Raw genomic sequence first — 329 nt, forward strand, 5'->3', positions numbered from 1 at the left:
GGGTTTCCCCATTCAGATATCTCCGGATCATTGGATATGTGCTCCTCCCCGAAGCTTTTCGCAGCTTATCACGTCTTTCATCGGCTCTTAGTGCCAAGGCATCCACCCTGCGCCCTTACTACTTTAACCTTAGCAGGAACGATCGAATCTTGCGATTCTCTTTCCTCATTGATGTATAGCGTTACATCAATGGGTTTGTGTTTCTTTCTCATTACTTTCTAACGATGAAATTTGATGTCTTGACTCATTTCCATTTCTGAAAATGAATTCTTTCGATTTTGTATGAAGTTTTCAAGGTACACTTTTCTAAGAATACAACCGTATTCTCA

Annotated in this window: 1 rRNA gene; it reads right to left on the reverse strand. The window is 40.4% G+C overall.

Annotated features, from left to right (window positions below):
• Positions 1–129, reverse strand: a 23S ribosomal RNA gene (locus AC27EF_RS13650); the annotation flags it as partial.
• Between the last annotated feature and the right edge of the window lie 200 nt (positions 130–329).

This window comes from Anaerostipes stercorihominis (genome assembly GCF_057535655.1).